Annotated in this window: 16 protein-coding genes and 5 pseudogenes; 11 read left to right on the top strand and 10 right to left on the bottom strand. The window is 70.6% G+C overall.

Translation table 11 applies throughout. The annotated features are described in order from the left end of the window. Window positions 1-49: 49 nt before the first annotated feature. Window positions 50-1,921: a GMC oxidoreductase gene (locus HUV60_RS12680; protein ID WP_257851153.1), complete on the top strand. Its 1,872-nt coding sequence runs from the start codon at window positions 50-52 to the stop codon at window positions 1,919-1,921. Window positions 1,922-2,054: 133 nt separating this feature from the next. Here HUV60_RS12680 and HUV60_RS12675 read toward each other — a convergent pair whose 3' ends face one another. After that, the gene (locus HUV60_RS12675; protein ID WP_257851154.1) at window positions 2,055-3,071 is read right to left on the bottom strand and encodes a hypothetical protein; all 1,017 of its coding nucleotides are present in this window, start codon (window positions 3,069-3,071) and stop codon (window positions 2,055-2,057) included. 312 nt (window positions 3,072-3,383) lie between these two features. On the opposite strand from HUV60_RS12675, the gene HUV60_RS12670 reads away from it, so the two are divergent. Further along, complete coding sequence (locus HUV60_RS12670; RefSeq protein ID WP_257851155.1) at window positions 3,384-3,977, top strand: hypothetical protein; 594 nt, start codon at window positions 3,384-3,386, stop codon at window positions 3,975-3,977. 256 nt (window positions 3,978-4,233) lie between these two features. Here the strand turns inward: HUV60_RS12670 and HUV60_RS12665 are convergent, their stop codons facing one another. After that, the gene (locus HUV60_RS12665; protein WP_257851156.1) at window positions 4,234-4,590 is read right to left on the bottom strand and encodes a chorismate mutase; all 357 of its coding nucleotides are present in this window, start codon (window positions 4,588-4,590) and stop codon (window positions 4,234-4,236) included. A 370-nt stretch (window positions 4,591-4,960) separates the two neighbouring features. On the opposite strand from HUV60_RS12665, the gene guaA reads away from it, so the two are divergent. Next, window positions 4,961-6,541, top strand: coding sequence for a glutamine-hydrolyzing GMP synthase (guaA, locus tag HUV60_RS12660; RefSeq protein ID WP_257851157.1), 1,581 nt, complete (start codon window positions 4,961-4,963; stop codon window positions 6,539-6,541). Between the two features lie 33 nt (window positions 6,542-6,574). Here the strand turns inward: guaA and HUV60_RS12655 are convergent, their stop codons facing one another. Beyond that, on the bottom strand, window positions 6,575-7,048 hold the full coding sequence (locus HUV60_RS12655) for a pyridoxamine 5'-phosphate oxidase family protein (protein ID WP_257851158.1): 474 nt from the start codon (window positions 7,046-7,048) through the stop codon (window positions 6,575-6,577). Window positions 7,049-7,254: 206 nt separating this feature from the next. On the opposite strand from HUV60_RS12655, the pseudogene HUV60_RS12650 reads away from it, so the two are divergent. From HUV60_RS12650 to HUV60_RS12640, 3 genes and pseudogenes are all read left to right on the top strand, one after another. Then, window positions 7,255-8,072 (top strand): annotated as a pseudogene (locus HUV60_RS12650) (class II aldolase/adducin family protein). Window positions 8,073-8,298: 226 nt separating this feature from the next. Then, complete coding sequence (locus HUV60_RS12645) at window positions 8,299-9,579, top strand: hypothetical protein (protein ID WP_257851160.1); 1,281 nt, start codon at window positions 8,299-8,301, stop codon at window positions 9,577-9,579. A gap of 155 nt (window positions 9,580-9,734) precedes the next feature. Next, a complete protein-coding gene (locus tag HUV60_RS12640; protein ID WP_443047279.1) occupies window positions 9,735-10,253 on the top strand; it encodes a DoxX family protein in 519 nt (172 codons plus the stop codon). A gap of 126 nt (window positions 10,254-10,379) precedes the next feature. On the opposite strand, the gene HUV60_RS12635 is transcribed toward HUV60_RS12640, so the two are convergent. Both HUV60_RS12635 and HUV60_RS12630 read right to left on the bottom strand, forming a co-directional pair. Further along, the gene (locus tag HUV60_RS12635) at window positions 10,380-10,613 is read right to left on the bottom strand and encodes a hypothetical protein (protein WP_257851162.1); all 234 of its coding nucleotides are present in this window, start codon (window positions 10,611-10,613) and stop codon (window positions 10,380-10,382) included. Then, window positions 10,600-12,048, bottom strand: a complete 1,449-nt coding sequence (locus HUV60_RS12630) for a PspC domain-containing protein (protein WP_257851163.1) — start codon at window positions 12,046-12,048, stop codon at window positions 10,600-10,602. Before HUV60_RS12630 ends, HUV60_RS12635 begins: the two co-directional genes overlap by 14 nt. 197 nt (window positions 12,049-12,245) lie before the next feature. Between HUV60_RS12630 and HUV60_RS12625 the strand changes: the two genes are divergently transcribed. The 3 genes from HUV60_RS12625 to HUV60_RS12615 are packed head-to-tail and all read left to right on the top strand — an operon-like array spanning window position 12,246 to window position 14,665. Further along, complete coding sequence (locus HUV60_RS12625) at window positions 12,246-13,538, top strand: ATP-binding protein (protein ID WP_257851164.1); 1,293 nt, start codon at window positions 12,246-12,248, stop codon at window positions 13,536-13,538. After that, window positions 13,535-14,266 carry a LuxR C-terminal-related transcriptional regulator gene (locus HUV60_RS12620; RefSeq protein WP_269441179.1) on the top strand — a complete coding sequence of 244 codons (732 nt, stop codon included), beginning with the start codon at window positions 13,535-13,537 and terminating at the stop codon, window positions 14,264-14,266. Before HUV60_RS12625 ends, HUV60_RS12620 begins: the two co-directional genes overlap by 4 nt. Before the next feature lie 45 nt (window positions 14,267-14,311). Then, the gene (locus HUV60_RS12615) at window positions 14,312-14,665 is read left to right on the top strand and encodes a hypothetical protein (RefSeq protein WP_257851165.1); all 354 of its coding nucleotides are present in this window, start codon (window positions 14,312-14,314) and stop codon (window positions 14,663-14,665) included. A gap of 200 nt (window positions 14,666-14,865) precedes the next feature. On the opposite strand, the pseudogene HUV60_RS12610 reads toward HUV60_RS12615, so the two are convergent. Further along, a pseudogene (locus HUV60_RS12610) lies at window positions 14,866-15,199 on the bottom strand (DoxX family protein). Window positions 15,200-15,210: 11 nt separating this feature from the next. After that, window positions 15,211-15,448: pseudogene (locus tag HUV60_RS12605) on the bottom strand (cupin domain-containing protein); the annotation flags it as partial. 182 nt (window positions 15,449-15,630) lie between these two features. Between HUV60_RS12605 and HUV60_RS12600 the strand changes: the two are divergent. Continuing rightward, window positions 15,631-16,465: pseudogene (locus tag HUV60_RS12600) on the top strand (LysR family transcriptional regulator). 358 nt (window positions 16,466-16,823) lie between these two features. On the opposite strand, the gene HUV60_RS12595 reads toward HUV60_RS12600, so the two are convergent. After that, on the bottom strand, window positions 16,824-17,996 hold the full coding sequence (locus tag HUV60_RS12595) for a C40 family peptidase (RefSeq protein ID WP_257851166.1): 1,173 nt from the start codon (window positions 17,994-17,996) through the stop codon (window positions 16,824-16,826). Between the two features lie 489 nt (window positions 17,997-18,485). On the opposite strand from HUV60_RS12595, the gene pcrA reads away from it, so the two are divergent. Further along, window positions 18,486-20,969 carry a DNA helicase PcrA gene (gene pcrA / locus HUV60_RS12590; RefSeq protein ID WP_257851167.1) on the top strand — a complete coding sequence of 828 codons (2,484 nt, stop codon included), beginning with the start codon at window positions 18,486-18,488 and terminating at the stop codon, window positions 20,967-20,969. 416 nt (window positions 20,970-21,385) lie between these two features. Here pcrA and HUV60_RS12585 read toward each other — a convergent pair whose 3' ends face one another. Both HUV60_RS12585 and HUV60_RS12580 read right to left on the bottom strand, forming a co-directional pair. Further along, window positions 21,386-23,032, bottom strand: a complete 1,647-nt coding sequence (locus HUV60_RS12585; RefSeq protein WP_443047278.1) for a peptidoglycan DD-metalloendopeptidase family protein — start codon at window positions 23,030-23,032, stop codon at window positions 21,386-21,388. A 321-nt stretch (window positions 23,033-23,353) separates the two neighbouring features. Further along, window positions 23,354-24,219, bottom strand: a pseudogene (locus HUV60_RS12580) (esterase/lipase family protein); the annotation flags it as partial. Window positions 24,220-24,355 lie beyond the last annotated feature (136 nt).

Genomic DNA, 24,355 nt, shown 5'->3' with positions numbered 1-24,355 from the left:
CCCGCGCCGGCCGGCCGGCCGGCACCGCAGCTTCCGACGAGGAGAGCACGTGGCACAGGAGAACTCCGCCCAGGAACGGAACGAGGAGCGCGAAGACGGTACCGCGTCCACCGCGTCCACCGCGTCCACCGCGTCCACCGCGTACGACTACGACGTCCTCGTTGTCGGCTCGGGCTTCGGCGGCTCCGTCACGGCCCTGCGCCTGACCGAGAAGGGGTACCGCGTCGGTGTTCTGGAGGCGGGCCGCCGCTTCACCCGCGCGTCCCTCCCGAAGAACTCCTGGGACCTGAAGAACTACCTGTGGGCTCCCAGGCTGGGCATGTACGGCATCCAGCGCATCCACCTGCTCGGCAACGTCATGGTCCTGGCCGGCGCGGGCGTCGGCGGCGGTTCCCTCAACTACGCCAACACCCTGTACGTACCCCCGAAGCCCTTCTTCGACGACCCGCAGTGGCGCGACATCACCGACTGGCAGGAGGAGTTGAAGCCGTACTACGACCAGGCGCAGCGCATGCTGGGCGTACGGCTCAATCCGACGACGACCCCGACCGACGTGCACCTGAAGGCGGCGGCCGCGCGGATGGGTGTGGGAGACACCTTCCACATGGCCCCGGTCGGCGTCTTCTTCGGCGACGGCGAGGACGCCGGCGGAAAGGCGGCGGCGAAGGCGAAGCCGGGGCAGGAGGTGCCCGACCCGTACTTCGGCGGTGTTGGGCCGGCACGCCGGGCCTGCGCCGAGTGCGGCGAGTGCATGACGGGCTGTCGGCACGGTGCGAAGAACACCCTCAACGAGAACTACCTGCACCTCGCGGAGAAGGCCGGCGCGGTCGTCCACCCCATGACGACGGCCATGTCGGTGACGGAGGACTCGCAGGGCGGATTCGCCGTCGCCGCCCTCCCCACCGGCAACCGCCGCAAGGGCGGCGGCCGGACTTTCCGGGCCCGCCGGGTCGTGCTCGCCGCCGGCACCTACGGTACCCAGACGCTGTTGCACCGCATGAAGGCGAACGGACAGCTGCCGCACCTCTCGGACAGGCTGGGTGAGCTGACCCGCACCAACTCCGAGGCGCTCGTCGGCGCGCAGACCGACGACCGCCGTTATCGCAAGGTGTCCGGGGCGCCCAGGGCCGACTTCACCCGCGGCGTAGCCATCACGTCGTCGATCCACCCCGACGAGAACACCCACATCGAGCCGGTCCGCTACGGTCGCGGCTCGAACTCGATGGGCGGCCTCTCGATCCTCCAGGTCCCTTACGCGGGCCGTGACTCGGGCCCGGCCAGGGTCCTGGGCTGGCTGGGCAACGCGGCGAAACACCCCTGGCTGCTGGTGCGTTCGTTCTCCAACCGGCGCTGGTCGGAACGGACCATCATCGGTCTGGTGATGCAGTCGCTGGACAACTCCCTGACGACGTACCTGAAGCCGTCCGGCCCGGGGCGCGGGCTGCTCACCGCCCGGCAGGGTCATGGTGCCGCCAACCCCAAGCAGATCAGGGCGGCCACGGAGGGCGCGTCCGCCCTGGCCGCCGAGATCAACGGGTTCGCCGGTTCCAACATCGGCGAGCTGACGGGCATGCCACTCACGGCCCACTTCCTGGGCGGCTGCCCCATCGGCTCCGACCGGGAGACCGGCGTGATCGACCCGTACCACCGGCTCTACGGCCATCCCGGCATCTCCGTCGTGGACGGAGCGGCGGTCTCGGCGAACCTGGGAGTGAACCCGTCCCTGACGATCACGGCCCAGGCCGAGCGGGCGATGTCGTACTGGCCCAACAAGGGCGAGCCCGACCAGCGGCCGGAACAGGGCGCGGCCTACGAGCGGCTCCAGCCGGCCGAGCCGAGGTCCCCGGCGGTCCCGGCGGACGCCTTCGGCGCTCTGAAGCTGCCGTTCCTGGGCATGCCGGCGATGCCGCCGAAGAAGTAGGCCGACAAGGGACGGACGGGAAGAGCGGACCGGAGGGGAAGGGGAGGGCGGGAAAGGACGAAGGACCTGCGCCCCCCTCCGAGCGCAGGTCCTTCACCTTGCCTGGTCCGGTGCCAACCGCCGCACGGAGTGCTCACGCCACCGCGCCGGCCTTGCGGCGGCGCACCAGGTACACCGCGCCGGTGCCGGTCACGAGGGCGAGACCGCTGACGAAGCTGATCATCGGCAGGTCGGAGTCGGCGCCGGTCGTGGCGAGGCTCCCGGTGACCTTCGGGGTGTTGCCGCGGACCGGCTTCTTGCCGGTGACGGGTGCCTTGCCGCCTTCCTGCGGTTTGATGCCGGCCGTGTCCGTACCGGCGCCCACGATCTGGAACTTGTACGACATGGAGCCGTGGCCGGTGCACTCGCCGTAGATGGTCGCCCCGATGGTGAAGCCGACGCCGACCGGGGCGGAGGCCTTCACGTTGAGCCGCATCGGGATGTTGACCTGGTAGTCGGGCTCGAGTTCGGTGCTGTACCCGATGTAACCGACCGCGTAGCCGTCCTCGTCGAGGGTGGCCCAGCTCTTGCCGTCCGGGTTCCAGACCTGCAGTTGGATCTGCTTGCTCCTGAACCGGTCGGCGCCGTCCGCGTCTGCGGCGGCTCCGGCGAAGTAGCCGAGGTTCTCGAGCGTCGAGTCGGAGTTGTTCACCACGTCCAGCGAGAACTCGTGCCAGCCACTGCCCGCGACGATCTTGCCGGGCAGACCGGAGATGCCGACGTCGGCCTTGATGTCCTCGCACACGGACGGCTCGGGCTCCGGAGACTCCGACTCCTCCGGCGCGGACGGGCTCGGGGCGGGGCCGGTCGGGGAGACGGAGGTGCTCGGGGCCGGCTCCGTCTCGGCCTCGGACTCGCTGGGAGGGGGCTCCGGCTCCTCGTCGGTCTCGGTGTCGTCGGGGGTGTCCGTGTCGCCGGTGGGATCGGTCGTGGCCGGCGGGGTGTCCGTCTCCTCCGCGCCCTCCTCGCCCGTCCCGGGCTCGTCGGTCGAGGTGACGGTCGGCGACGGGCTCGCCGACTCGGTGGCGTAGGCGGCCGGAGCCGCGAGGAGCGCTGCCGGGGCTGTCACTGCTGTTGCTGCGGCGACAGCCATGGCACGGCGGAGCTTCATGAGGACCTCGGAAAGTCGGGTTCTGTCACCGGTTGCGGTACGCGTCGGGTGGAGGCCTCCGCGGTGGGGCGCGGGAGTGGCCCGTGGTTCCGGGGGGTTTGATCACCCAACCCCGTGAATGGTTGTCCCGGTCCCGACGGCAACTTTATGTGAGGTGGATCACTGGCATGGGCTGATCGGCGGCGGCGTACGCTCACTCTCCGATCCGCGTGGACGGAATCCGACATCGCCCGACAGGAAGCGCGTCACCTGCCCGAGCAGCAGCCGCCCGAAGAACCCGCAAGACCGGAGTTCTCTCACCCGTCTGACGGCGTGTGGGGCAGATCCGTCGAGGACAGTGAGCGCGACATCCGCGGCTCCGCCCCCAAGGAACCGTCCGCACGGGCGCGGAGGGTGACCGAACGGCTGCGTGCCATGGGCGAGGCCCGGGCCAGGTCCAACAGCGTCGGCAAGGAACGGGGTTGGGGCCGGAACAAACCCGCTGCCCCGCCCGCCGGGCCTGAAGCATGGCGTACCGGGCCCGCCTGGCAGGGCATGGACGGCCGGGCCACGCGCCGGCGCAAGGGCTGGAGCGTCGTCAGCGTGCTGGTGGCCGCTGCCGTGGCCGTGGTCGCCGTCAACCCGTCCGGCGCTTCCGCCGCGCCGCCGGCCCGTGAAACCGCCCGCCGCGGCAGTGCCCCGTCCGCGGAGCCCGCCGACATGCCGACCCGCGAGCGGCCGTTCGCCGGATCTCCGGCCGCGCGGTGGGAGTCGGGGGCGGAGATCCGGCTGCCGGCGCCGCTGGTCTCGTCTGCCGTCCGCGAGGACGCTGTCCGCGGAGGACCTGGGCCCACGTTCCGGCCGGACCGGGACTCGTCCCGCCGGCCGGCCCCGGGCGTCCCCGGAGCCGGCCGTTCTCCTGAGTGACCGGGCTGCTGTCCCCTGCCGTCCGGTCACCTGTCCGGAACGAGGTCCCACGACGCACGGCGCGAGCCGTACGTCTCATCGCTCCGGCGAGCCACGCGTGGTTCTTTCGGGCCCGCCCCCGGCTGACACGGACACCGGTACCAACGACGCGATCCCGGTTCCGGTCACGCGCCGTGCGGGTGAGGGCGGATACATGCGTCCGTGCCTGGAACGCGGATTCGGTGGGCGACGCCGGCTCCGGTGCTCGGCGGTGGGTTCAGATCTTGCCGCGGCACAGCTCCAGCAGGGTCATCGCGAGCGTGGTGCCCGGCTTGCCCAGGGCGTCCCTGTAGTGGCCGAGGACCTCCATCTCGCGGGAGAGATTCACCCGCCGGCCGCCGGAGGTGATCCGTTCCCGCTGGATGACGGCCGACACGGCCATCCGCTCCTGGACCAGGCCGATGATCCGATCGTCGAGCGCGTCGATCCGCTCGCGGGCCCCGGTGATCACGCCGGCGGCCTCGGCGGTGCGGGCTCCGGTCTTCTCGGTGCGCGCGGTGTCGGAGTTCGTGGCCTCCGCGCCCGTGCTGCCGGTGCCGGCGAGGTCGGGGCGGATGAGGTCGGTGGTGGTCATGTCGGGGCTCCTCGTCGGGTGGGCGCGGGGTGTGCCCCGGAGTGACCGGGTCCGAAAACGCCAGGCGCCCCGGACCTTGTCGGCCCGGGGCGCCTGGGAAGTTGCTTGTCAGTGGCTCAAGCAGCACGACCATGGCAGCCGGTGGGCCGGTTGCCATAGGTAAAGAGGAAGGTCGGGTGCATGAGCATGGGCCCAGTATGCCGTGCGGTACCCGGCCGTTCAACAAGGGTCGCGTGCTGAGACGGGCCCCCACCGTGCGGTGCTGCAGCCCGGTGCCCGCGCGGGCACCGGGAGTGAGGGGAGGGCGGGCACGCGCCTCCCGGTAGAATCGGGAGGCACCAGACCCCGCCCCACCGCCGGAAGGCACCTCGTGTCATCAGCGACTTCCGCTGCCCACGCGCCCGACACCGTCCTGGTCGTCGATTTCGGCGCGCAGTACGCCCAGCTCATCGCCCGCCGCGTCCGCGAGGCCCGGGTCTACAGCGAGATCGTGCCGAGCACCATGCCGGTCGCGGAGATCCTCGCCAAGAACCCGGCGGCGATCATCCTCTCCGGCGGCCCCTCGTCCGTGTACGAGGAGGGCGCCCCGACCGTCGACCGCGCGCTCTTCGAGGCCGGCGTCCCGGTCTTCGGCATGTGCTACGGCTTCCAGCTCATGGCGCAGACCCTCGGCGGCCAGGTGGACAACACCGGCTCCCGTGAGTACGGCCGTACCGCACTGCACGTCTCCAAGGCGGCCTCCACCCTCTTTGAGGGCACCCCGGAGGAGCAGCCGGTGTGGATGTCGCACGGCGACGCCTGCTCCGCCGCCCCCGAGGGCTTCGCCGTCACGGCGTCCACGGACGTCGTCCCGGTCGCCGCCTTCGAGAACGACGACAAGAAGCTCTACGGCGTCCAGTACCACCCCGAGGTCATGCACTCCACGCACGGGCAGCAGGTGCTGGAGCACTTCCTGTACCGGGGTGCCGGCCTGAGCCCGGACTGGACCACCGGCAACGTCATCGAGGAGCAGGTCGCCGCCGTCCGCGAGCAGGTCGGCGACCGGCGCGCCCTCTGCGGCCTGTCCGGCGGGGTGGACTCCGCCGTCGCCGCGGCCCTCGTCCAGAAGGCCATCGGTTCCCAGCTGACCTGTGTGTACGTCGACCACGGCCTGATGCGCAAGGGCGAGACCGAGCAGGTCGAGAAGGACTTCGTGGCCGCGACCGGCGTCCGGCTGAAGGTCGTCGACGCGTCGGAGCGGTTCCTGGCCGCGCTCAAGGGCGTCTCGGACCCCGAGGAGAAGCGGAAGATCATCGGCCGCGAGTTCATCCGGGTCTTCGAGCAGGCCCAGGCCGAGATCATCGCGGACGCGGGCCCGGCCGTGGAGTTCCTGGTCCAGGGCACCCTCTACCCGGACGTCGTCGAGTCCGGCGGCGGCACCGGCACCGCCAACATCAAGTCGCACCACAACGTCGGCGGGCTCCCCGAGGACCTCGAGTTCCAGCTGGTCGAGCCGCTGCGGCAGCTGTTCAAGGACGAGGTCCGGCGGGTCGGCCAGGAGCTCGGCCTGCCCGACGAGATCGTCCAGCGCCAGCCGTTCCCCGGCCCCGGGCTCGGCATCCGTATCGTCGGCGAGGTGACCAAGGAACGGCTCGACCTGCTGCGCGAGGCCGACGCCATCGCCCGCGAGGAGCTCACCGAGGCCGGCCTCGACCGGGACATCTGGCAGTGCCCGGTGGTCCTGCTCGCGGAGGTCCGCAGTGTCGGGGTCCAGGGCGACGGCCGGACCTACGGCCACCCGGTCGTCCTGCGCCCGGTGTCCTCCGAGGACGCCATGACTGCCGACTGGTCGCGGCTGCCGTACGACGTCCTCGCGAAGATCTCGACCCGCATCACCAACGAGGTACGGGACGTCAACCGCGTCGTCCTCGACGTGACGTCCAAGCCCCCGGGGACCATCGAGTGGGAGTGATGCCCGGCGGGGAGCAGTCCCCGCCGGGTCCTTTCAGGCCCGCTTGAGCGTGCGCACCGGCTCACCGGGCTTCCAGACCTGGAGGACGAGATACGTCCCGTCCTCCACACAGGTCCGTACGACCTCCGTCAGCTCGGTGCGGAAGAGGTGGAACGGCTCCGTCGGTTCCACCTCTTCGGCGTACCTGCGCCGGGTTTCCCTGTCCTCGACCTCGATCGCCCGGCCGCTGATCCGGACGTCCCCGCCGCCCATGCCCGTGCCCGATCCGGGGTTCGCCTGCAGTGCGAAGCGCGGGTCGCGGCGCAGGTCGAGAGCCTTGAGCGAGTCCGGCATCATGCCGAGCCACAGCTCGCCGTTCAGGAAACGCACCTCCAGGCCGGTGGTGCGCGGCGACCCGTCCTTGCGCAGGGTGGCGAGGACGTGGTGGGTGTGTGTGGCGAAGCGCTCCTCCACGGTCTTCGCGAGGGCGGGTTCGGCGGTGGTGAAGGCCTCCCAGTTCGTGTTCATGGGCCGAGTGTGGCGGGGATACCGGACGTCTTGTGTCGGATATCCGCCAAGTCCACCGGACGGTGTTCCTCCGGATGGCGGCTTGCGGATGGCGGCGCCCGGATGTCGCCTTTGTCGCGTCGCACCGGATCCTTGTGGAATCGATCTGTCGTCCGTGGCTGCACGACGGTAACTTCCGCATCATGCGCCCCCCTGCTGGAGGGCTTATGCGCGGGCAGACCCCGCCCCCGCCCCCGCCCCCGCCCCCGCTTCTGCCGCTGCCCACCGACCGGCTGCGGTTCGCCATGCCGCCCATGCACGAGTCGGTCGAGGACGAACGCCGGCACCGCATGGAACGGCTCGCGGGCGCGCTACGGCTGTTCGGACGGCTCGGCTTCGAGGACGGAGTCTCCGGGCGCATCACCGCACGCGATCCCGGGTTCACGGACTGTTTCTGGGGTAATCTGTTCGGGATGTCCTTCCGGTACGTCACCGTGAGTGACCCGGTGCTGGCAATCGGGACGGCCAGGTGGTCCAGGGCGGCCACCACGTCAACCAGGCGGTGTTCACCCTGCACGCGCAGGTGCACACGGCGCGGCCCGACGTCGTCGCCGTCGCCCACTGCCACGCGGTGCACGGCCGCGCGCTCGCCGCCCTCGGCGACCTGCTCGACCCGATCAGCCAGGAGAACTGCGCGTTCTACGAGGACCACACTCTCTACAACACCTACAGCGGCGTCACCGTCGACGCGCACGAGGGCCGGCGCATCGCAGCCGTGCTCGGCTCTCGCAAGGCGCTGGTGCTGCGCAATCACGGGCTGCTCACCGTGGGAGACTCGTTGGACGCGGCTGCCTGGTGGTTCGTGTCCATGGAACGCTTCTGCCAGGTGCAGCTCGGCGCGAAGGCGGCGGGCCGGCCCGTACTGATCGCCCACCGGCAGGCGGTGGCGACGCGGGAGCAGTTGGGCGGCGACCTGGTGGCGTGGATCAACTACCAGCCGATGTGGCGGGACATCAGCCGAAGCGGGCCCGGCCTGCTGACCTGACCTGAGGTGGCCTGACCTGCCCCGGCGCGCCGAGCGAGGAAAATCCTGTGGCCGGGTCAACACGAGGCCTCGGATTTCACTCCCACGGCCCGGACCTGCTGGGTGGGGAGAGCTGGACGTAGGGCACAATTCGCTTTCGTTGCAGGGGAGTTGCCTGCACCGGTGCAGGCGGCCGGGGACGTGGTCGTGATCATGAACGTGGATGCGGGGAAGGCAGGCTTCGGGCGTGGCGGTGCAGGAGGCGAGACAGGGCGGCGCGGACGCGGGCGCCCACGAGGGCGGCTGCGCCTGCGGGGACTGTCCGCACGGGGTGCGTGAGGGGCATCGGCGCGCAGTCGCCGCGTTCCTGCTGAGACGTGAGGAGTTCGCGGCCGGCCACGGGCTGCCCGCGGCGGTGGCCCACTCGGCGTCCGCCTCCCGCCAGTGGATCTCGGAGGAACTGGCCCAGGCCGCCGAACTCGTCGCCCGGCGTGGCCGGGCCGAGGGCGCGGCCTGGCTGGCACGCATGTGTCGCCGGACGGCGGTGGTGGTGTGGTCGGCGGTCGTCCTGCTGCTCCTGGGCCAGGCGCTCACGGCGATCGGCCCGGGGTGGGGCGCCGCCCGCACGGCCGGGCTGCTGGCCGCGCTGGTGGTCGCGGGTGCGCTGACCGCGGCCTCCTGGTTCCACCGGGCGCGCGGCGGGGTGCTGGCCCCGGTCATCGGGGAGGACAACCGCCTCTCCACGTCCCGTGCGGTGGCGGCCGCCTGGGTGCTCTTCCTGGCGTACGCGCTGCTGGTCCTGGTCGGACAACTGGCCGTCGCCTCCGATCACCGGAAACGTGACGCGCTGATCGCGGGACTGGAACTCGCCCGCGGCGCCGGTGTGGTGACCGTCCTCGCCGTGGTGTGCGGGATCGCCGTGGTGGTGCGGCGGGTGGTCGGGCTGCGCGTGCAGGGACAGCGGCTGCAGAAGGTGCGTGCGGACCGGCCCCGGGCGGCCGATCTGCTGACCGACGACGCGGGCCGGGGTGCCTTCGCCGACATCCAGTACGTCGTGATCAGCACCGTCGCGCTGGCGTTCGCGGCGGTACGACTGGCGCGGCGACCGGACCAACTGCCGGACCTGCCCTGGGGACTCGCCGTGGTCGTGCTGGTGTCGGCGGCGACCTATCTCGCCGGGAAGTACGCGGAGGGCGGCCGGCCGGTGATCCTGTCGGTGGTACGGGCGCGGGAGGCCGGTGACCTGGACGCGCCGATCCGGACCGGTGGCGACATCGAGATCCGCGGGGCCGGCTTCGTGCCGCTGGGCGCGCAGGCAGCCGACCGGCTGGCCCGGATGGTCGTCCGGGTGGGCACCGTGCACGTCCATGTACCGCTGGTGCCGGTAGCAGGCGGCTTCGACAACCCGACGGACGCCCTGCTGACGGTCCCGGTCCCGGCGGACGTGGAACCGGGACGGGTCGAGGTGCAGGTCGTCACGGCGGCAGGGGTGGAGACGAACCGGTACGCGATCGACGTGACGGACTAGACCGGTCCCCCTCAAGTCCCCCTCCGCGTTCTCCGGCGAACGTCCGAAGAAATCCGGGCTGCCTGGGATTGATCCCGTGTTAATTGTCGTACGTATGCTCTGTTGAGGGGGCTCGGTACGGTGGCGAGAGGCGACAGACGGCGATGACTCACGGTATGCGAGCGGATACTTACGGCCCCCCACTCGATGGCGACAGGGGATGGCGGGACACCGCCACGCGGTACGCACTCCTTCCTCTGCGGATCTTTCTGGGCGTCACCTTCAGCTACGCGGGCATCGACAAACTCACCGACAGCGCGTTCATGAAGGACGCCGGGGCCGGGTCGATCGGTGACATGATGCGGGCCGTCCGCGACTCCTCGGCCATTCCCGCACTGGTCGACATGTCCCTGGAGAGCCCCGTCGCCTTCGGCTACGCCATGGCCTTCGGCGAGTTGGCCGTCGGGATCGGAATCCTGATGGGCCTGCTCACCCGGGTGGCCGCCCTCGGCGGTGTGCTGATCTCCCTCAGCCTCTGGCTGACTGTGAGCTGGGCCGCCGAGCCCTACTACTACGGCAACGACCTCCCTTACCTCATGGCCTGGACTCCGCTGCTGCTGGCAGGCGCTCCCCTCTTCTCCGTGGACGCCGTACTCCGGTCGCGACGGCGACAGGGTGCGGGGGGCTACCGGTAGGGTCCCGCTTTCCGCGGGGCGGATCTGCCCTCGTCCGGGTGGATCCGCCCCTCCCATCGGCCAAGTCACTCGCGCCTGGTTGTCTCCTCGAGCCGCGCCCCCAGGCCGCCTTGCCGAGTCGACTCGTCAGGCCGGTGACTTCGCGTGGGTCTCCCGGGTACCTGAGCGTTTGTGCCGGCGTATCAGCGCCGTCACGGCGGCCACTGCCCCGGCCAGGCACAGACCGCCCGTGACGACGGGAATCACGACGAACCACGGTGTCTCCCACGCGCCGCCCGCGTCGCCTGCGTAGAGCACGGCGGCGAGGGTCAGGAAGAGGCCGGTGACCAGTCTGCCGGGCTGGAACTCATGACGTAGCACGGCTCACCTCCACCTGTCCCGCACCGACGTGGACGTCCAGGTCGAGTGTCCCCGTCCTTCTGACGCCCGAGGGAGGCCGCAGGGTCACTTCCTCGTGCTTGCCCGGCGCCACGTCCACGTCCTTCTGCTTGTCGCCGGGCAGTTGAATGTCACCCACTCCCACGTTGATGCTGAGCTTCACGGTCGTGCCCTCGGGGACAATCACGTGGGCGCGGCCCACGCCGACATTCGCCCGCGTGGACACGGTCTCTCCCTCGGGTACCCGTGCCTTGGACAGGTCCAGGGTGCCGGTGCCCGTGCCCAGGTCGTAGACCGGGCGTATCTGGGCGGCCGACGCGGGCTCCCAGGTCGTGCGCATCCACTCGGTGCCGACATCCTCGGGGATGGCCGAGGACGCGGCGAGCAGCCCTGCGGTGATGACCGCCAGCATGATCGACCCCACTCCGGTGCGGCCCAGGAAGGCACTGACCGCCAGGCCGATCCCGAAGACGGCGAGCGCACATGCGAGACCGGTCTGCAGGCTGGTGCCGAGCGGCTGCTCCGCCCAGGTCAGGCCCGCGCCCAGGCCGGCCGTGAGCAGGGCGAGCAGGAAGATCCAGCCCCCGATCCAGTGGGGGCCGCGTGGCTTCGCCGGTCGGCGGGGGGCGGGCGCGCCGTCGCGAGCGGAGGAGTGGGGGGCGAGTCTGACGTCGATCGCGGAGGCGATGTCCAGGTCCCGGGAGTCCCGGGGGCCCCACAGGTAGCCCGTGCCGCCGATGTGCGTACCGTCCTTCACGATGGGGTCGCGCCACCACGAGGAGAACGCGGCGGGAACCGGCGGCGCCTGGGGCTCCGGCGGGGCATCGGCCGCGGCCTGGGCGGCGAGGGGGTCGGGGCTGGGGGTACCGCGCCGCCGCGACCAGTACCCGGCACCGGCGAGCAGCAGGGAGAGCATCACGGCGAAGCTCAGCACCCCGCCGTTGTTCAGCATGGTGAGGAAGACACCGCAACCGACGAGCGCGAAAAGTATGGCCGCCAGCGTCTGGCCGTCGACCCTGCCGGTCAGCAGTCTGCGGATCTCGTTCTCCTCCTCGCCCTCGCACGGGACGAGGAGCCAGGCGAAGCCGTAGAAGATGAGGCCGACACCGCCGGTGGCGGAGAGCACCGCCAGCGTGATGCGGAAGATCACCGGGTCCATGTCGCACTGCCGGCCGAGCCCGGAGCACACTCCGCCGAGCATCTGGTGCCGGCGGTCACGCCGGAAACGATGCGGCGGCTCGGGCAAGGGCGCCTCGCCGGGAGGGTGCGAAGCTCCGGCGGAGGCGGTCCCCCCGGCCGCCGTACCGCCTGCCGCGCCTGCGGCAGGTGCGCCCTCCCGCGGCCCGGCGCCCTCGGGAGGGCGGCGCGGGCCGGAGCCGGGTCCCGGACCCGTCGCGGCGTGCTGGTGATCTGTCATGAGTCCATGGTGAAGGGCGAGCCGCCGCGACGGCAGTCGGGACGACCCTGGCCGGACCCTGATATCGGCCCTGAGGGGTGGCCGGGGGAGTGCTCGGGAGGCCGGCCCCGGCCGCTCGGAGGTCCCCGGAGATCAGGGGAGTCTCCGGGGACCGACCCTGATGCCCCGGAACCAGGGGCCGTGTGACCATCATTGGCATGTCGGAAGCCGCAGCAGCGCCCCTCGCCGAGCCGCGGCCGCCGCGCAGGCTCTACCGCAGCAGTGACGGACGCTGGCTCGGTGGTGTGGCGCGGGGGCTCGCCGGACACCTCGGGCTGCCCGTGATCTGGGTACGGCTCGTCTTCGTCGGCCTGTTCATGGCCGACGGTCTCGGGGCCCTGCTGTATGCCGCCTTCTGGTTCTTCGTGCCGCTGGGGGTCGGCGGCGTGGACGCGCAGAAGCCGCCCACCCTGGTCGCGACCGAGAGCTCGCCGGACGGCCGGCGCAGACTCGTCACCCGCAGACCGGACAAGGGCCAGATCGTCGCCCTGCTCCTCATGGTCGTCGTGGCCATGGTCTTCGTCGGCAACGTGGACCTGTCCAACGACGCCAGGGTCTACCTCTGGCCAACCGTGCTGGTCGGCGCGGGCGTCGCCCTCGTGTGGAGGCAGGCGGACAATGCGCGCCGGGCCCGCTGGGCCGAGGTCGGCAGCCGCCGCCGCACGGTCACCCTGCTGCGGGCCGGTGCCGGCGTCCTGCTGGTGACGGCCGGTGTGTCGGGCATCTTCGTGCTCCGGGGCTCAGGCGCCCATCTCGCCTCGGTGCTCCAGGCGGCCCTCGCGGTCCTCATCGGGATCACGCTCCTCGCTGGTCCCTACCTCGTGCGCATGACCCAGGACCTCTCCGAGGAACGGCTGATGCGCATCCGCGCCCAGGAACGCGCCGAGGTCGCCGCCCACGTCCACGACTCGGTGCTGCACACCCTCACCCTGATCCAGCGCAACGCCGACAGTCCGGGCGAGGTGCGCCGGCTCGCCCGCGCCCAGGAGCGCGACCTGCGCACCTGGCTCTACAGACCCGAGGGCACCGGCAAGGACGAGGCCGACGAGCCCACCACCCTGGCCGACGCCGTACGGCGCAATGCCGCGGAGGTGGAGGACAAGCACGGTGTCCCCATCGAAGTCGTCGTTGTCGGCGACTGCCCGCTCGACGAGAGGACCGGCCCGCAGATGCAGGCCGCGCGCGAGGCTATGGTGAACGCGGCCAAGTACGGTGGCGAGGGGGGTGCCGTACAGGTCTACGCCGAAGTCGAGGGAAGGACGGTCTTCGTGTCCGTCCGGGACCGCGGCCCCGGCTTCGACCTCGACTCGATACCCGCCGACCGCATGGGTGTCAGAGAATCGATCATCGGCCGCATGGAGCGCAACGGCGGCACGGTGCGACTGCGCGCGGTGCCGGACGGCGGCACGGAGGTCGAGCTGGAGATGGAGAGGGCGGAGGAGACGTCATGAGCGAGCCGAACGGGCCGACCGGGACGAACGGAACGAACGGAACGGCGGGACCGGTCGACGGTGCCGGACGTCGTGTGCGCGTCGTCCTCGTCGACGACCACCGCATGTTCCGCACGGGCGTCCAGGCCGAGATCGGACAGACCGAACAGACCGGTGTCGAAGTGGTCGGCGAGGCCGCGGACGTCGACCAGGCGGTCACGGTCGTCACCACGACCCGGCCCGAGGTCGTGCTCCTCGACGTGCACCTGCCCGGTGGTGGTGGCGTGGAAGTGCTCCGCCGCTGCGCCCCGTTGATGGGCGACACCGAGCAGCCGGTCCGCTTCCTGGCGCTGTCCGTCTCGGACGCGGCGGAGGACGTGATCGGCGTGATCCGGGGCGGTGCCCGCGGGTACGTCACGAAGACGATCACCGGGACCGACCTGGTCGACTCGATCTTCCGGGTCCAGGAGGGCGACGCCGTCTTTTCACCCCGCCTGGCCGGCTTCGTCCTCGACGCCTTCGCCTCGACCGACGCCCCGCCGGCCGACGAGGACCTCGACCGCCTTACCCAGCGCGAGCGCGAAGTACTGCGGCTGATCGCCCGGGGCTACGCGTACAAGGAGATCGCCAAACAGCTCTTCATCTCCGTGAAGACGGTCGAGTCCCATGTCTCGGCGGTCCTCAGAAAGCTCCAGCTCTCCAACCGCCACGAACTGACCCGCTGGGCGACGGCACGGCGTCTAGTGTGATTACCCGCTGAGCGTATACGTCCTCTTCCCCTAGGCTTCGGCCTCATGGACGTACTCATCCACCTCTTCGTCGGGCTGCACGTCATCGGCATCGCGGCGCTGCTCGGCGGGTTCCTCACTCAGATGAAGGCCATGGGCCAGGGCACCGCCCGGTTCGTTCCGGCGATGCTGCACGGTGCGGTGACGATGCTGGTCACCGGTGTGGTCCTGACCGGGCTGAACCAAGCGCAGGACTATTCCGTCGACAACATCAAGATCGGCGTCAAGCTCGCCCTGCTGATCGTCGTCCTCGGCCTGGTCTACGTGAAGCGGGACGACGAGAAGGTGGACAAGGGCCTGTTCGGCCTGGTCGGTCTGCTGACCACGGCGAACATCTTCATCGCCGTGCTCTGGACCTGACGGCGGCCGGCGCGGGGCCGGGCGTGATCACGGCCCGCGCCGACGCCACCGCATCCGTGGTGTGGGTTCTCGCCACCTTTGTCCGGCGTTACCCTCGTGAGCTGCGCATTCGTCGTGACTTCTCGATATTCATGAGAAATGACAGCGGCCGTGGGGCGGCTGGCCCGCAGTCGCATCCACCGGTCGAGAACTGTGCTCGATCACAGCCAGGTGGTGGCCAGCCAGATGATCACGGCCGCAGTGGCGATGAGCCCGGCGTTGAGTGTGATCTGGCGGTCTTCGCCGGTCAGGTGGACGGCGATCGCACCGATCTGCAGGAGCCCGACCCCGATGGCCGCGGCCAGTGCCAGCCAGGGTGCGATGCCGGTCAGGGGCCGGCAGGATCAGCCCGGTCGCACCGAGTATTTCGACCGTTCCCAGTGCCTTGACGGCGGGCAGGGGTACGCGATCGACCCAGGCCATCATCGGGCGGAGTTGATCTCGGCCACGGAAAACTTTCATCACGCCTGCGTAGAGGCAGAAGAGGGCGAGCAGTCCGGGATGGGTGGGGCGCCGGGCGGGACCATCACGAGCGTGCCCGTGGTGGCGTCGTGGTCCTTGTCCCCGACGGTGAACCGCACCGTGCCGGAGACGATGCAGAAGCCCTCGTCGTGCTGGGCGTGGCGGTGCTGCGGCGGGCCGGGGGTGTACGGGGGTGTACGGGGCGAGGACGGACTCGGCGATTCCGATGCGGTGCCCGGTACGGCTGCCGTCTTCGAGGACGCGCATGCGTGTGTTGCCCATGACGATCGTCTCGCCGCCGTCGGGACCACCGACCACCGATACGGCGGGGTCGGCCTGCGGTGCGCTGGTCCTCGCTTCTTCGGTCACGCTCCGAGTGCACCGCCAGAGCCCTGTGACTGTCCAGGACCCATTCCGCAGCGCCGATACCTCCTAGGTATCGTTACAGCGTGGAGTTACGTACCCTGCGCTACTTCGTGGCGGTTGCTGAGGAACTCCACTTCGGCCGGGCCGCCATTCGACTACACATGAGCCAGCCGCCGCTGAGCCGGGCGATCAAGCAGTGGGAGACCGAGGTCGGTGCCCTTTTGTTCGCACGCTCGCCTGTCGGCGTCACGCTCACCCCAGTGGGCGCAGTACTGCTCGATGAGGCGCGGGCCCTGCTCGACCAGGCGGACCGCGTCCGCATACGCGTGACCGCGGCGGCCGGCGTCGCGACCATCGCCGTCGGTATCCTGGGCGACAGCACTGACCCGGGAGCGACCAGGCTGGCCGCGGCTTACCGTCGAAGCCACCCCGGCATCGACATCCGCATCCGCGACACCGACCTGACCGACCCGACCTGTGGGCTGCGCGCCGGGCTGGTCGACGGCGCCCTGACCCGGGCGCCGTTCGACGAGACCGCCCTGACGGCGCGTGAGCTGCGTACCGATCCGGTGGGTGTGGTCCTGCGCACCGACGATCCGCTGGCCCGCCGCGGCCGACTGCAGCTGGCCGACCTGGGGGAACGCCGCTGGTTCCAGTTCCCGCAGGGAACCGACCCGATCCGGCAGTCGTACTGGAACGGCGGCGAGCCGCGCGAGGGCCCGGTGGTGCGCGGCGTCCAGGAACGCCTGCAGGCCGTGCTGTGGAACGGCACGGTCGGCCTGGCCCCCGCTCGGGCACGACCTGCCCCCAGAGCTGGCCGTGGTGCCGCTGATCGACATGGCGCCGAGCCGAGTGGTGGTGTGGAACGAGGGTGACACCAACCCGTTGATCCGATCATTCATCGAGATCGCGACAGCCGCGTACCGCCACTGAGTGCCCAGCCAACGGTGCTGCCGCAGCTCGTGGCCAATTCGAACGCGGAGGCCCTCGGACTGCCTCCGAAGACATCTACTGCCCGTTCTCGGGTTCGGAGCCAGTCCTTGCTTCCCCTGGCTCTTGAACCGGGACGTGCGACACCGCCACCCCCGACATACGTAATCGAAGAGACGCAGAAGGTGATCCCGGCCGAGACCGCCCACGGACCGCGCCGTCCCATACGCCCGGGGAGCGCAAGAATGCTGTGAGCGGCCGAGAGCCACTCGGCGGAGCGATTCCCAGCGGTCTGTCGCGGACGACAAGCCGACGACAGACCGTTGGGAATCCGGCAGGTCCAGAGTGGCCCTGCAGTGGGTCAGGCCGGGCGGACCACGCTGTGGATCGACGACTCGCCGTCGTAGAAGACCGACTCCTCGCGGACGTAGGTGCCGGGCTTCGGGGCGTGGATCATCATGCCGTTGCCGATGTAGATGCCCACATGGGTGATGTCGTCGTAGAAGAAGACGAGGTCACCGGGCTGGGCCTGGGACACCGGGACCGTGGCCCCGGCCTCGACCTGGTCGTAGGTGGTGCGGGGCAGGGAGACGCCCGCGGCCTTCCACGCGCCCTGGGTCAGGCCCGAGCAGTCGTAGGAGCCGGGACCGGTGGCGCCCCAGACGTAGGGCTTGCCGATCTGTGCGCGGGCGAAGGTGAGCGCCTTCTCCGCCTTGGCCGCGTACGAGGAGTCCGTCGAGGCCGACGGCGTGGTCATCGTGGAGCCGGAGGAGCCCGACGCGCCCGAGGCGCCGCTCGCCGCCTCCTGCTGCCGTGCCTCCTCCTCGGCCTTCTGCTGCTGGGCGAGTTCGGCGGCCTTGCGGGCGGCCTCTTCCTGCTTCTTCTCCTCGATCGCCGCGAGCCGCGCCTTCTCCTCGGCGGTCAGCTTCGACATCAGCCCACGCGCGGTGCTGAGCTTCTTCTGGACGGTCGCCTTGGCGGTCTTCAGGGCCTCCTGCGACTCGGTGAGCGTCTCGAGGCTCTCGGTGGCCTCCTTGCGCTTCTCCATCGTCTCGGACTGCTGGGTGACGTAGTCGTCGACCGCTTCCTTCTGGCGGCCGGTCATCCGGTCCAGCAACTGGTTCTGGTCGAAGAAGTCCTGCGGTGAGTCCGCGAGGAGGAAGGTCGCCGTGTCGGGGACACCGGCACCGGTCCGGTACTGGGCCGAGGCGAAGGAACCCAGTTCCTCCCGCGCCTCGTTGAGCGTCTGGGTGCTCTTGGCCACGTCGTCGAGAAGCGTGTCGACGCGCTTGCGCTGCTTCGCGGCCCTCTCCTTGGCCCCGTTGTACTTCTCGGTCGCCGACTCCGCCTGGCGGTAGAGGTCGCCGACCTTCTTCTCGACCTCCTCCAGACTCGGCCGGTCGTCGTCCGAGGGAGCGGCGTCGGCCGTCTGGGAGAGGAGGGCGACGGAGGTGAGGGCCGCCGTGGCGAGAGCGGGGGTCCGTATGCCGGCCACGCGCGTACCCGGGGTGCGCGACTTGCGGTGCGACGCCAAGGGAGGCGACTCCTTCCAACGTTCCGCCGCGGGGGAGCGGCAGGGGCTCCCGGGCCGTGCCGGCCCCGGAGGTTCGGGAGGGGTGCGGGCGGGGTAGACCGGAAGGGCTGCCCTACGGCTGCTCCGGGGAGGGAGCGGCCGATTTACCCCGGGTTCCCGGTGGGGCCCCGGCTCCGGCTGCCGCGGCGACAGTGACGGACTCGGCGGAGGCCGCTCGCCCGGCGAGGTTCGCCGGTGGGGATCGCGCGGCCCGCTCGAACCGTAGCCAACTCATGTGCCTCGTGTGAAGGTTGACGGGTGATATGCCCGATACGTTTTCGTGACCTTCTTCGTCACGTCACGCAGGGTGAGGATGTGGTCCTGGAGGGTGGGTGCGCGTCCGGTCGCCGGGCGCGCGGCGGCGTCAGCCGCTGGCGAACGGGCCGGAATGCGGGGATGTTCCCGGGGTGGCCACGGGTTGTCAGTGGGGCGGCCTAGACTCGGAGGGCGATGAGCAGCCTCTTTGACGACAGCTTCCTGGCGGACCTCCAGGCCCGGCGCGGCCCCGTGGACGAACCCCCGCCGCCACCCGAGGACGATCATGTGCCGGAGCAGGTTCCGGACGATCTGTTCGGCGGGAAGTTCGACGTGCCGCCGGACCGGGACACCCACTACCGCGACGGCGCCCCGCGCCCGGTGCTGGACCCCGCAGCCCTTCTGGAAGGGCTGAACGACAACCAGCGCGCCGCCGTCGCGCACTCCGGCTCCCCGCTGCTCATCGTGGCCGGCGCCGGCTCCGGCAAGACCCGTGTGCTCACCCACCGCATCGCGCACCTGCTGGCCGCGCGGAGCGTCCACCCGGGCCAGATCCTCGCGATCACCTTCACCAACAAGGCCGCCGGTGAGATGAAGGAGCGCGTCGAGCAGCTCGTCGGCCCGCGCGCGAACGCGATGTGGGTCATGACGTTCCACAGCGCCTGTGTGCGCATCCTGCGCCGCGAGAGCAAGAAGCTCGGCTTCACGTCGTCGTTCTCCATCTACGACGCCGCGGATTCCAAGCGCCTGATGGCCCTGGTCTGCCGTGACCTGGACCTCGACCCGAAGCGCTTCCCACCCAAGTCCTTCACTGCCAAGATCAGTAACCTGAAGAACGAACTGATCGACGAGGAGGACTTCGCCGCACGGGCGGGCGACGGCTTCGAGAAGACCCTCGCCCAGGCCTACACGCTCTACCAGTCGCGGCTGCGCGAGGCCAACGCCCTCGACTTCGACGACCTGATCATGACCACGGTCAACCTGCTCCGCGCCTTCCCGGACGTCGCCGAGTACTACCGCCGCCGGTTCCGGCACGTCCTCGTGGACGAGTACCAGGACACCAACCACGCCCAGTACGCCCTCGTGCGCGAGCTGGTCGGCACCTCCGAGTCCTCCGCCGACGTACCGTCGGGCGCGGGCGAGCTGCCGCCCGCCGAACTGTGCGTGGTGGGCGACGCAGACCAGTCGATCTACGCCTTCCGCGGCGCGACGATCCGCAACATCCTCCAGTTCGAGGAGGACTACCCGAACGCGACGACGATCCTGCTGGAGCAGAACTACCGCTCCACGCAGACGATCCTGAGCGCCGCCAACGCCGTCATCGAGCGCAACGAGTCCCGCCGCCCCAAGAACCTGTGGACCAACGCGGGCAGCGGCGCGCAGATCACCGGGTACGTCGCCGACACCGAGCACGACGAGGCCCAGTTCGTCTCCGACGAGATAGACCGCCTCACGGACGCGGGCGAGGCCAAGGCCGGTGACGTCGCCGTCTTCTACCGCACCAACGCACAGTCCCGTGTCTTCGAAGAGATCTTCATCCGGGTCGGTCTGCCCTACAAGGTCGTCGGCGGTGTCCGCTTCTACGAGCGCAAGGAGGTCCGGGACGTCCTGGCCTACCTGCGGGTGCTCGCCAACCCCGAGGACTCGGTGCCGCTGCGCCGCATCCTCAACGTCCCCAAGCGGGGCATCGGCGACCGCGCGGAGGCCATGGTCGACGCCCTCTCCCAGCGGGAGAAGATCAGTTTTCCCCAGGCGCTGAAGCGCATCGACGAGGCGTACGGCATGGCCGCGCGCTCCACGAACGCGGTAAAGCGGTTCAACACGCTGGTGGAGGACCTCCGGACCGTCGTCGAGTCCGGAGCGGGCCCGGCGACCGTCCTGGAGGCGGTCCTCGAACGAACGGGTTACCTCGCCGAGCTGCAGGCCTCCACCGACCCGCAGGACGAGACCCGGATCGAGAACCTCCAGGAACTCGCCGCCGTCGCTCTGGAGTTCGAGCAGGAGCGTGGCGAAGGAGAGCAAGGCACGCTGGCCGAATTCCTGGAGCGGGTCGCGCTGGTCGCCGACTCCGACCAGATCCCCGACGAGGACGAGGGCGGCTCCGGAGTCATCACCCTGATGACCCTGCACACCGCCAAGGGCCTGGAGTTCCCGGTCGTCTTCCTGACCGGCATGGAGGACGGCGTCTTCCCGCACATGCGTGCCCTCGGGGAGACCAAGGAGCTGGAGGAGGAGCGGCGCCTGGCGTACGTCGGCATCACGCGTGCGCGTGAGCGGCTGTATCTCACGCGTTCCGCGCTGCGCAGCGCCTGGGGGCAGCCGTCGTACAACCCGCCTTCGCGTTTCCTGGAGGAGATCCCGGCCACTCATCTGGAGTGGAGGCGGACGGGCGCGACCGCGCCCATGTCCTCTGGGCCGGCGTCGGGAGTGGCGGCCTCGCTGTCGTCGTCCCGGTCCCGCTCGTCGGCGTCGGGCGCGTCCGGCTTCGCCACACGACGGGCCGCCGAGAAGCCGACGGTGTCGCTGACGGTCGGGGACCGGGTCACGCACGACCAGTTCGGGCTCGGCACCGTCGTCGCGGTGAAGGGCACGGGCGGCAACGCCGAGGCGACGATCGACTTCGGGGACACCAAGCCGAAGCGGCTGCTGCTGCGGTACGCGCCGGTCGAGAAGCTGTGACCGGGAGCCCGGCACGCCCGGAGCCTTCGCCGCCACGGAGACTCTGCTGCGCAATTACCCGGCGTGATGACGCCGTGCCGATACGGCCTTCAGAGCGCGTCGCAGATGTAGGCAGGCCGGGCGCGGCCGAGCCCTGAAAGCACGGCACGTGATCGCTCGCCGAATTGAGCAGCAGAGTCCACGGAGACTCTGTTGCTCAATTGCGGAGAGTGACGCCGGCCTGTCGACGGGGCGCAGGGAACGGGTCTCGCGAGGAGGCGGTCCGGCCCCGGACCCTCTCGGATGCGGTGCGTGACCATCCCCTGAATTGAGCAGCAGAGTCCACGGAGCGGTCAAAGACGGTGGGCGAGGGCCGGTCGGCTCCACGGCGCTCGGCCCGTTTCGCCACAGGCGGTGCTACCGACGGTGGGGTGGTTCTACGACGGTTCGAGGCCGTGGCTGCGGAACCACGCGAGCGGGTCGATCGCCGAGCCGCCGGCCGGGCGGACCTCGAAGTGGAGGTGTGGGCCGGTCGAGTTGCCCGAGTTGCCGGAGAACGCGATCGGATCGCCGGCCTTCACCGTGGTGCCGGAGGCGACCTGGTAGCTGGAGAGGTGGCAGTACCACGTCTCCGTGCCGTCCATCGCTGTCACGATCATCATGTTGCCGTAGGCGCTGTTGTACTGGGTGCGGACCGTGCCGTCGGTCGCGGCCATCACCGTCGCGCCGTACGAGACGGGGAAGTCGATACCGGTGTGCAGGGACATCCAGTTGATGCCGGACTGGCCGTAGTAGGCGCTGAGGCCGTGCTGGGCGACGGGGAGCGCGAACTTCGGACGCAGCCGTTCCTGGCGTGCCGCCTCCTCAGCCGCCGCCTTGCGGTCGGCCGCCTGCTGTGCCTTCAGATCGATGCGTTCCTGGGTACGGCTCGCCCGGTCGGCGAAGTCGTCCGCCCCGGCGGAAAGACTCTCGAGCTGGGCGTCGAGCTGGTTGTTGGCCACGGCGGGCTGTACCGGCTGTGCGTCCGCGGCGGTCGTCCTGGTCTCCTGGCCACCGCTTTCTTCCGCCAGATCGCCGACCGAGGCCGCCGCGATACCGGCGACACCCATCACGCACGCCGAGGGCACGGCCACCGTCAGCAGCGCGGAACGCTTGGCGGGGGTACGGCGGCGGGAACGCGACCCGGTGCGCGACGCCGAGCGCGGTGAGGGCAGGGTGACCGGGGTCAGCTCCTCCTGGCCGTCGAGCAGCGGGGCCACCGCAGGTAGCTCACCGATGTCACCCGAGGCGTCCTGCGTGGGCCCGTACGGATCGTCGTGTCCCTTCTCGGACACGCCCCGCTCGTGAGAGTCCCGCCCGTAGGGCTCCTCCTCGTACGACTCCTGGGCGGGGGCCTGGGAACCGAAGGCGGAGGAGTCGGAGGTCTGCGGATCGGGGTGCTGCTCGAACGTGGCCGTGGCCTGCTGGTCGAAGGGCACGGCCTGGTGTTCGTAGGGGTCCGCATAGGCCTCGGGGGCCGGTGTGGCCGTGCTGCCGTCGGAGTTCCACTGTGTGGCGTCGTGGGCGCCGGTGTTGAAGGTCTGGGTGCCCCAGTACCACTGCTGGGTCGGATCGGCGGTGCTCTGGTCGGCCTGGAGCCATGCGCCGGAGTCCCACTGGCCGCTCGCGTCGGAGGCCGTGGACTGCTGCGGCGCCTCCGGTCTCTGCTGCTGTCCGGTGGTCCATGCGGTCGCGTCGTAGCCGCCGGTGTCGTAGCCGGCCTGCTGCTGGGCTGCGTACGCGTCGTAGTGCGCGGTGTCGTGGCCGACGGCGGACCAGGTCCCGGTGACGTTTCCGGTGGCGTACGCCGCTTGGTCGTGACCGTTGCCCGGAAGGTCACCGAAGAGGGGGTCGGCGGCGAAGGCCGTGGTGGCGTGGCCCCCGGCTCCCGGGCCCGTGGGGTCGAAACCGGTGGCGTCATGGCCGTCGTACATGGTGAAGTCGCCGTACTGGGCTTCCGGAGTGCCGTACGACGCGTAGTGCGCCGACGAGGTGTCGGAAGCCGGGGCCGGGGCCATGGTCCCCGACGGGTGACGGTCGTTCACCAACTTCTCTTTCGCCTCGACAACAGGGGCTGCCAGAGCAGTGCGGCGACTGTACCCGGCGGTACGCGGGCGCGACAATCTTCCGCAGGTTTCACGCGCGCAGGAAACGGGCATTCGGTTGTGTTTTGGCGACGGGTAGACGCGGTCTTGGCTTTGTGTTCGAGATTTGTTCGAAATTTGTTGAGTTCACGTCGCCAAGTCGGCCGGGTGGGGCGGCTGTTGTTCGGGTGAGCGAACAATGCCGCCGCAGTTGCCCAGGGGTGGATGATCCGGGCGTGTCGGGCAGGGGGGAAGGCCGCGGGGGGCGAGGGGGCGGGGCCGGGCCGCCGTCAGGCCGTCCGCCGCGCGGCCGTGGACGGTTCTCCCGGGTGCGCCGTGTTCAGTGCCTGCCGTATGCCGCCGGCCACGGCGGGGTGCACGGGCAGGGCGAGGTGGCCGACGCCGCTCACCCGTATGTTCTGCGCGAGAAGGTCCTGGTGCTCGATGCGGGCCGCCTCCGGCGGGTCCATGATGTGGTCGAGATCGCTCCAGAAGGCGACGAAGTGCGTACGGCAGCCGGGTGCGGGGCTGGTCAGCTCCTCGAGCACCGGTGAACCGGGGCGCATCTGGCGCACGATCGGGTGCGCGTTGGCCAGGGGGGCGACGCGGGTGCCGGAATGCGGGGTGCCGAGCGTGACCAGGGTCCGTACCCGGCTGTCACCGCCCAGGCGCTGCACGTAGTACCGCCCGATCAGGCCTCCGAGGCTGTGTCCGACGACATCGACGCGGCTGCTGCCGGTGCGCTCGCACACTTCCTCTATGTGCCGGCCCAGTAGTTCGGCCGCGACGCGGATGTCGCAGGTCAGTGGAGAGTAGTTGAGCGACTCGATCCGCTGCCTGCCGTGCTGGGCGAGGCTGCGGCGCAGCAGGAGGAAGACCGAGCGGTTGTCGATGAAGCCGTGCAGCAGCACGACCGGGGGCCGGGCCTCCGTCGGCAGCTTTGCGGTGCCGTCCGGTGCGGGGGGTTCGAGGGTCGCCTCCCGACGCTCCTGGGCCATGCCTGCGGGATAAAGAAGGACGTGGCCCGCGAGGATCGCGAGTTCCAGGGCGGTGGCTTTCAGCAGGGCGGTGGAGGGAACCGCCCGCCTGCCCGGCGCGATGCGCCGGCAGAGCGGCAGAAAGGGAAGCGCTGCCTCCGTTACCTTCATGGCCGACCTCCTGTCGGCACGCGGAAGGACAGCTCTGTCCCCCGTGCGCCCTCACGGGGCGTCGCGGCGAAAGCGGTCGACGCCACGCGCGGCAGGCGCTTGGTGCGGCCGTGGTGTACGGCGGCCTCGTCGTGAA

It is taken from the genome of Streptomyces sp. KMM 9044 (genome assembly GCF_024701375.2).
Lineage (GTDB): Bacteria > Actinomycetota > Actinomycetes > Streptomycetales > Streptomycetaceae > Streptomyces.
This window is presented reverse-complemented; position numbering and strand designations above follow the sequence as displayed.